The organism is Aquiflexum sp., from assembly GCF_041749095.1.
Classification (GTDB): domain Bacteria; phylum Bacteroidota; class Bacteroidia; order Cytophagales; family Cyclobacteriaceae; genus Aquiflexum.
Window position 1 is genome coordinate 20,140 of the sequence record NZ_JBGTCA010000534.1, and the last position, 7,236, is coordinate 27,375.

Consider the following 7,236-nt stretch of genomic DNA (forward strand, 5'->3'; position numbering starts at 1 on the left):
CGCCTTGGCCTTGATGGTATCAAATTGACTGGTACCGGTAGCACGCACAATTAAGCTTCCTTTACAACTTTAAATTTTTTAATGTAATCTGGATCGATTTCAACCCCTGATCCAGCACCGGTTGGAACTTTTATTGTACCATCCTTTTGCAATAACAGTGATGAAGTTTTACATTCAAGTGGTATATCCGAATAACCCTTGAACTCTATATGAGGACCGGAATTAGGAATCGCAGAAACAAAATGCATCATATAAATAAATCCGAAATCTCCGGACAAATGCGGTGTACAAGTTTTTCCCATAGCTTGTGCCATTCTCGCAACTTTCATGGATCTAATCATTCCACCAAAGTAGTATTGATTAGGTTGGACAATTTCAACACCTCCATTTGCAAGAAGCCATCGAAAACCATAAATACTATGTTCCTGCTCACCACCGGCAACTGGAATTGAAAGTGCATCATTTACTTGTTTTGTTTTTTGATGCCAAAAATTTGGCGTAGGCTCTTCAAAATACATATAATTATAATCTTCCAACAATTTACCAACACGAATAGCCTCATCAACATTCTGGTAATACCCATTGGCATCTGCATAGATTGGCATATCATCTCCAAAGGTTTTTCGTATGAGTGGAATGATCTGTTCTGTTCTTCCTGCCGGTCCTTTTGCATCCAAATCATTTGTCATAAACATAAGTGCACCAACTTTAATTTTTACAGCTTGTGCCTTATGCCTGTCCACAGCTTCTTTGATAAATTGCACAGATTCTTCAACAGGTCTCTCTCGGAATTCCGTTGCCTGGTAGACTGGAATATCTGTTTTATGAATAGTCCCAATTAACTGCCCTATAGGTTTATTTGCAATTCTTCCCATCATGTCCAGTATCGCAAATTCAACAGTTGCTAAGGGAACGCCTATCGGTAAAGACAGGTATCGGTAATTCATACCAAATATCAGGGCTTTTTCTACTATTTCATCAAGCCTGCGAGCATCTAATCCTATAAACATAGATTGCAAATGTTTAACAAATACAGGATAAAATGTATTCATTAGGCTGTGAGCTACAGATATACCTTCTGCACCATCTGTTGAACGAACCCTACACAAAAACTTATTTCCATCACGCAATAATTCTACTGATTCTATTATTACTGGACTAGTGAAAAATTCCTTTCTAAATACAGGCTGTTCAAGTACCTTATCCAATTTTAGGTAATTAGGATTTTGATGCTCATTAAAATTATTTTTTGTTTTTTCTGAATAGGTGAATGAAGTAAGAGGGAATGTCGCAGCTGCCACCCCGCAGGTAAGCGAATTTGTGATAAATTTTCGACGATTTGTTTTCATATTTTAATATTTTGATGAATGATTATACAGATTTTTCCTTTGATATTAGAAATGGATCCCAATAAGGACCGGTATTTGGAATTCATATTTTTTACTTCTAATTGGCGATCGATAACAGAGAGGCTGAAGCCTTATCCAAGAAGATGGTACAGGAGGGGTGATTTTGAAGGATACTGGCTGGGTAAAGATTCGTGACTTTATTTTCCAAACAATCTTTTACCGCCTTGGCCTTCCTTTTTTCAGGAACAGAACAAATAATGTGTTTTGACTTCATAATCTGCTTAATTGACATACTGATCGCTTGCGATGGTACATCCTCCAGGCTATCAAACCATCCTTCATTCAATTGCTGCATGCGGCAGGACTGATCCAAATCCACTACCAGGTAAGGCAACCCGGTATCAAAATCAGCAGGTGGATCATTGAATGCCAAATGCCCGTTTTCTCCAATTCCTACCAGTGCAAGGTCAACTGAGTGCCTGGAAATCACTTCTCCCAGTTGCCGACAGGCTTCCTCTGGGTTATGCTCCCCATCAATAAAATGGATCGAACCGAGTTTGTTTACCTGATCAACAAATCTTTCCTGAAGATATTTCCGAAAACTGGCGGGGTGGGTGTTTGAAATACCGATGTATTCATCCAAATGGAAAACAGTTACCTTTTCCCAAGGTACATCCTCTTTTACCAATTGGTTGATGGTTTCAAATTGACTGGTACCGGTAGCAAGCACGATATTGGCATATCCGTTCTGGTCTATAGCCTGACTGATTATATTTCCAGCTTCTTTTCCGGCAGATTTACCGAGTTCTTTTGGGTCTTTTGCTTGAATAATTTTCATAAAATTCAGATGTAGTTAAAAGATCATTCTCTGGGGAAATGAAATCGCTGAAATCAATCCTTCAGTTGAACAAACCTATATCGGGCTATCAGGCTTTTTTTTCAAGTGGTACGAGCGACGTCAAATCACCGATTTTTACAATCCTGCCGGTTTCAATACTTTTCCTTGCTGCAATGCCGATTAATGCTGACATGGCACCGTCTCTGGATCCGGCAGATTGCCTGTAAAGGTCCGGGCTATCGGGAAACCTGAATATCTTATCTTTTAACCTGGGATCGGATCCTCCATGGCCGCCCGCTTGGGGGACAATTTGAATGGTATTGACATTACCGAAAAGATTGGTGATGGTGATTTCCTGATAGGAAGGCACACCCGTAGGCATGGAGGATTTAATCCATGCATCCAATCTGCCCTTTGTCCCGTTAATTGCAACCCGAAATCCTTCATATGGTGAAAATGCCGTAAGGGAATAATTCACGGGGACTCCATTGGCATATCGATATTGAACCGCCATGGTATCATAGATATCAATCTCTTTCCTGAATACGCATCCATCCCTAAGGTAACCATCATACTTCTCATTATCTACATATAAATTCATGGCTTCCTGATCTTTGGTAATATCCCAATGAAAATTACAAGTTGACTTATGTGGACAGGGCCTGCAGTGAGAGTGATGAATGGGACTGTTCCTCTGCCCATAAAAATCCAGAGATCCGTACGCAAATACCTCTTCGGGTTCAGAGTCCACCCAATAGTTGAGTGTATCAAAATGATGGGTAGCTTTATGAACCAAAAGTGTACCTCCAAATTCCTTCTCTCCATGCCACCTTCTAAAATAGCTTGCTCCATGGCTGGTGTCCAGATACCAGTTCAGGTCCACGGACTTAATATCTCCTATTTCCCCATTTCGAAGTAGTTCCCAGATTTCCTGAACATATGGTGTATACCGCATGTTAAAGGTGACAATCAATTTATTCCCGGTCCGTTTTTCGGCGTCAAAGATAGCCTGGCATTTCTCCTCATCGGTCGTCATTGGCTTTTCGGAAATAACGGTAAGTCCAGCTTCCAGCCCTTTAATAATAAACTCGTGGTGAGTGGAGTCAGTGGTAGTAACAATCAGCGTATCGGGCTTCGTTTCTTTGAGCATTTTATCAAACTCCGTAAAAACAGGACAGTTTACCTTCATTTTATTTTTTGCATAGTTTACCCTTCCTGGATTAATGTCACAAAGTCCCACAAATTCGACAATATCATGGTAAGCTTCCTGAACAGAGGTTCCCCACATCCCTATGCCTCTTACCCCGGTTCCTACCATGGCCAGTCTGTTTTTGACTTGCTTGAAACCGTAACCTACCATTGGGGATAAGAGACTTCCAGCTGCCAGCAGGCCTGTATTTTGTATAAACTTCCTGCGATTTAACGTTTCCATAAGTTTTGATCTTAATTAGTTGGATGGAATTACCAGATGATTGAAAATAAATGCTTTCAAATGGTCTGGTTTTTTTCAGGGGTGCCTGAGGAATTTTTGAATTTAGAATTTAGCATGAATATTTGGTATATTTTAAATATAGGAATGATTTATACATGAACTTACTGAAATTGCTTAAGTCCAATTCAACAGGTTCAAGGCATTTTGACTATATAATTTCAACAATACTTCATCAGGAAGTTCCAGTCCGTAATACCTCCACCATAATCTACCGGGCATGTGTTCATCGGCACTTTCCAGCAACCGCCACCAACCCTGATACATGCCTTTATCCATTCCCATGTCTGTTCCGAACAAAACGCGGTCACTGTATTGGATAAGGAATCGGGCAGCAGCTCTGGGTTGCCTTCCAATTTCATAATCACGTGCTGAAATGTCCAGAAATAAATTAGGGTAGGCGTCCAGTGTCTTTGCCAGTCTTTGCAAATCATTCCCAAGATTTGCCAGATGACAGGCTATGAAGTTGGTCTCGGGATGTTTTGTTAAAAGTTTAGGGAGAAAAGCAAGGAGTTCCTCATAGGGCAATCCCTCCCCTCCAAACTGGTTAAATTGCTGGAAAATTGGTGTCCTTTCCTGATAGACATCCGGTGGTTGCCAGGATGAAGGATGGTCTGCCAGGTGAAGGTTTACCGGCATATTCAATTCCCCGCATTTACTCCAAAAAGGATCTATCCTGACATCGTCAAAATGAAGCCGTTCGTTAGGGGCCAGCCTCGGATCACCGGTAATTCCATACCCTTTGTCAGTGACTTCACCTACCCCACGGGCACCCATATTATAGCAGCGCTCCAGTTCTCTTACGGCTCTTTCCGGATAATCCTCCTTATCTATATCCTTCTTCTCTATGCCACAAAAGAGCCGGAATCTCTCCGGATATGAATTGAGGTAGAAATCCACCAACATATCAAACTGTGAACCAGTTGCTACTGTCAGAATTACCGACTTCTCAATCCCCACTTCATCCATGGTTTTTACCCATTCTTCCAGTGCTTCCTTTGGCCTTTTGCCCTTCTCCAGGGCAGGATAGTGGTGCAGGTGACAATCAATAACGGGGAATTTGGCTTTAGGAATAAAGGACTGAGGTGCGATGACCGAAGATTTGGGTGCATAATCTTTTAAAAGTACATGATCCATGGGCCCTGGACCTACCGGAACACCCGGGCCACTCCATTCACCGTATTTTACTTTCAGCCACTCGGGATCGGAAGTCCATTCTTTTTCTGATAATTCCCGGGCAGTTTTAGCTTCTTTGGTTTTACATCCTGGAAGAGTTCCAACACCAGCCGCACTCAATCCTATCAATCCAGCGTTTCTTAAAAAAACTCTCCGGTTATTTTTCATTTCCATATGAATTTAAAGGTTATGAAATTTTTAACATATCCTCATCTCTGTACTATTTTAAACAAAGTATACAGCAAAAGAAAATATAATCCTGAATTTAATACAGGAAAAGGTTTTGCGAACTTAGCATCTGGGCGGGGTTTCTTGCATTCCTACCTATTCCTGGATGTAGGCACCCAGATAATTGATTAATTGATGGCATTAATAGTGAGAAAGATTTTTCCCTTTTAGCTAATTTGGCAGCTTTCCACACCTACGGAAAAATGATCCGTTCTTTTTCCCGGGCATTTTTGGCATTTACCTTAGAAAAAATCAGCAACAGCAAAATAAGCTGTCAATAAGCTGAAAAGAATTACCGCCACCAAGCCATAATTTTCCTTTAAACCAGCAGCATGGATTTTCATCAGGGCTCTGTTGTTGATCAAAAGAAATACAGGAATGGCTACAGCCGGAAGAATAAATGCCTGAAAGGCCTGGGAGAAAACCATTAAAATTGGAGGTCTGGTTTCCATAAACTGCATACCAAAACCAAACATAATGCCTATAAAACCCAATATCCTATACATGGGGGAGCGGATGTCCCTCGGTTTACCAGTATAATCACTGATCAGCCAGGGAGTGATCAGAATAATGGGGAACACGGTTGATATTCCTGCCCCGACAATTCCCAAAATTAAAATAAAAGCAGCAACCTTCCCTCCCAGTGGCTCAAACAAAGTAATCATTTCCACGGTATTATCCAGTTTCATCCCCATCACATGAAGTGTCCCTGCCGATACCGCCATGATAATCACGCTTAATACAAACATCAATGATGCCGAAACCATGGCATCCTTTTTTTCATTTTTGAGATCCTGAATCTTCCAGCCCTTTTCTACTACGACAGTGCTTCTGATAATAAATACAGCAGCAGAACAGGTAGTACCCGCGATCGCAGCGATCAGCTGCAATACACCAGGTTCATTGGGAATAGATGGAGCTAACCCTCCAACAATAGTGGAAAAATTGGGTTTGACCAGAAAAAAAACAACTACAAATGAACATATCATTATGGCCACGAAAAGTATCAACAATTTTTCAAAAACCGGATAACTCCCAAACCAAAACAAAAGGTACAGGACCGTGACCAGGACGGCAGTGATCCATAAAGTACTGAACCCTTCACCTCCCAGCAAAAGTCTGAATCCCTCCTGTATCAGATCGGCAATGATGCCAAAAATGCCCATCAGGGCCATAATTTCACCTATTACCAAGGCCCCAATAATATAGATTGCAAGCACTGTTCCGTATTTTATCCTGTGCTTGATATTGTATAAGGCCGTATTCCCAGTTACCAAGGTAGTTTTGCCATAAGCTACCATTAATACATAGGTAAAAATACACGATAAGGCCAATGCCCAGGTCAAACTCATCCCGTATTCAGCACCTACTTTGGCCATGGTGGTGATGCTGCCAGTTCCGATATTATAACCTATTAAAAACAGACCCGGACCTATTAGACTGACAGCCAGAACAATTTTATTTAGAATGACATTTTCTTTCATGTTTTGGGTTTATACTACCAATGACAGAATTTGGAGCAACCGTCATGACGCAGGAAAGCCTGCCCCGATGCTTTCGGGGCATCTCATGAGGTTCAGGAAAAGGATGATTTTGACCATAAGAGTTAAATAATTTTCCAGTAATTCAACCGTCTAATTGTACCCTAGGAGATCCTTCGTACCTACCAATGACAGATATTCATATTGATGGTTTAGAACTATAAATAGCATTCAATTCTTTAAAGGACTTTGCCTTGTCACCTCGACGTCAGGAGAGGTCTGCAGCCCGATTTGATGTCATTACCTTTTCTGAACATTTACAAAATGTTGGGGACTCAGGATGACGGCTGCCTAGAGGGTAACTAAATGTCATTGCTTTTCTGAATGTTTTTTTAAAATATTGGGTACTCAGAATGACGGGAACTTCTGTTTTCATCTATAAAATCCGGCCCGCTTTCCGTCGGATAGGTATCAATTCCCGGGTTTTTTGAAGGAAGGTGCCAATTGTCGTTCCGAAGCACCGATTTCCTTGAGATACCTCTCCAACAATTCCTGACTGATCTCTGAAGAATCCCCGTATTTTTCCCTTATTGCCTCCAGATCCTTATGAAGTTTCTCTCGGATTTCGGCATAAGCCGGATCATCATACACATTTCTCAACTCGTGTTTGTCATT

Annotated in this window: 5 protein-coding genes and 1 pseudogene; all 6 read right to left on the reverse strand. The window is 41.2% G+C overall.

The genetic code is table 11. From position 1 onward, the window contains the following. Positions 1 to 50 precede the first annotated feature (50 nt). A complete protein-coding gene (locus ACEW8O_RS24070; protein WP_373497179.1) occupies positions 51 to 1,349 on the reverse strand; it encodes a mandelate racemase/muconate lactonizing enzyme family protein in 1,299 nt (432 codons plus the stop codon). A 97-nt stretch (positions 1,350 to 1,446) separates the two neighbouring features. Next, a complete protein-coding gene (locus tag ACEW8O_RS24075; RefSeq protein WP_373497180.1) occupies positions 1,447 to 2,187 on the reverse strand; it encodes a glucosamine-6-phosphate deaminase in 741 nt (246 codons plus the stop codon). Positions 2,188 to 2,275: 88 nt separating this feature from the next. Further along, positions 2,276 to 3,619 (reverse strand): Gfo/Idh/MocA family protein, encoded by a 1,344-nt coding sequence (locus ACEW8O_RS24080; protein WP_373497181.1) that lies wholly within the window; start codon positions 3,617 to 3,619, stop codon positions 2,276 to 2,278. A gap of 174 nt (positions 3,620 to 3,793) precedes the next feature. Further along, positions 3,794 to 5,020, reverse strand: a complete 1,227-nt coding sequence (locus ACEW8O_RS24085; RefSeq protein ID WP_373497182.1) for an amidohydrolase family protein — start codon at positions 5,018 to 5,020, stop codon at positions 3,794 to 3,796. Between the two features lie 302 nt (positions 5,021 to 5,322). Further along, positions 5,323 to 6,564 (reverse strand): Nramp family divalent metal transporter, encoded by a 1,242-nt coding sequence (locus ACEW8O_RS24090; RefSeq protein ID WP_373497183.1) that lies wholly within the window; start codon positions 6,562 to 6,564, stop codon positions 5,323 to 5,325. A 468-nt stretch (positions 6,565 to 7,032) separates the two neighbouring features. After that, positions 7,033 to 7,236, reverse strand: a pseudogene (locus tag ACEW8O_RS24095) (sulfatase); the annotation flags it as partial.

Coding starts and splice junctions, on each gene's coding strand:
- ACEW8O_RS24070 (WP_373497179.1), bottom strand. CDS start 1,349: ATGAAAACAAATCGTCGAAAATTTATCACAAATTCGCTTACCTGCGGG.
- ACEW8O_RS24075 (WP_373497180.1), bottom strand. CDS start 2,187: ATGAAAATTATTCAAGCAAAAGACCCAAAAGAACTCGGTAAATCTGCC.
- ACEW8O_RS24080 (WP_373497181.1), bottom strand. CDS start 3,619: ATGGAAACGTTAAATCGCAGGAAGTTTATACAAAATACAGGCCTGCTG.
- ACEW8O_RS24085 (WP_373497182.1), bottom strand. CDS start 5,020: ATGAAAAATAACCGGAGAGTTTTTTTAAGAAACGCTGGATTGATAGGA.
- ACEW8O_RS24090 (WP_373497183.1), bottom strand. CDS start 6,564: ATGAAAGAAAATGTCATTCTAAATAAAATTGTTCTGGCTGTCAGTCTA.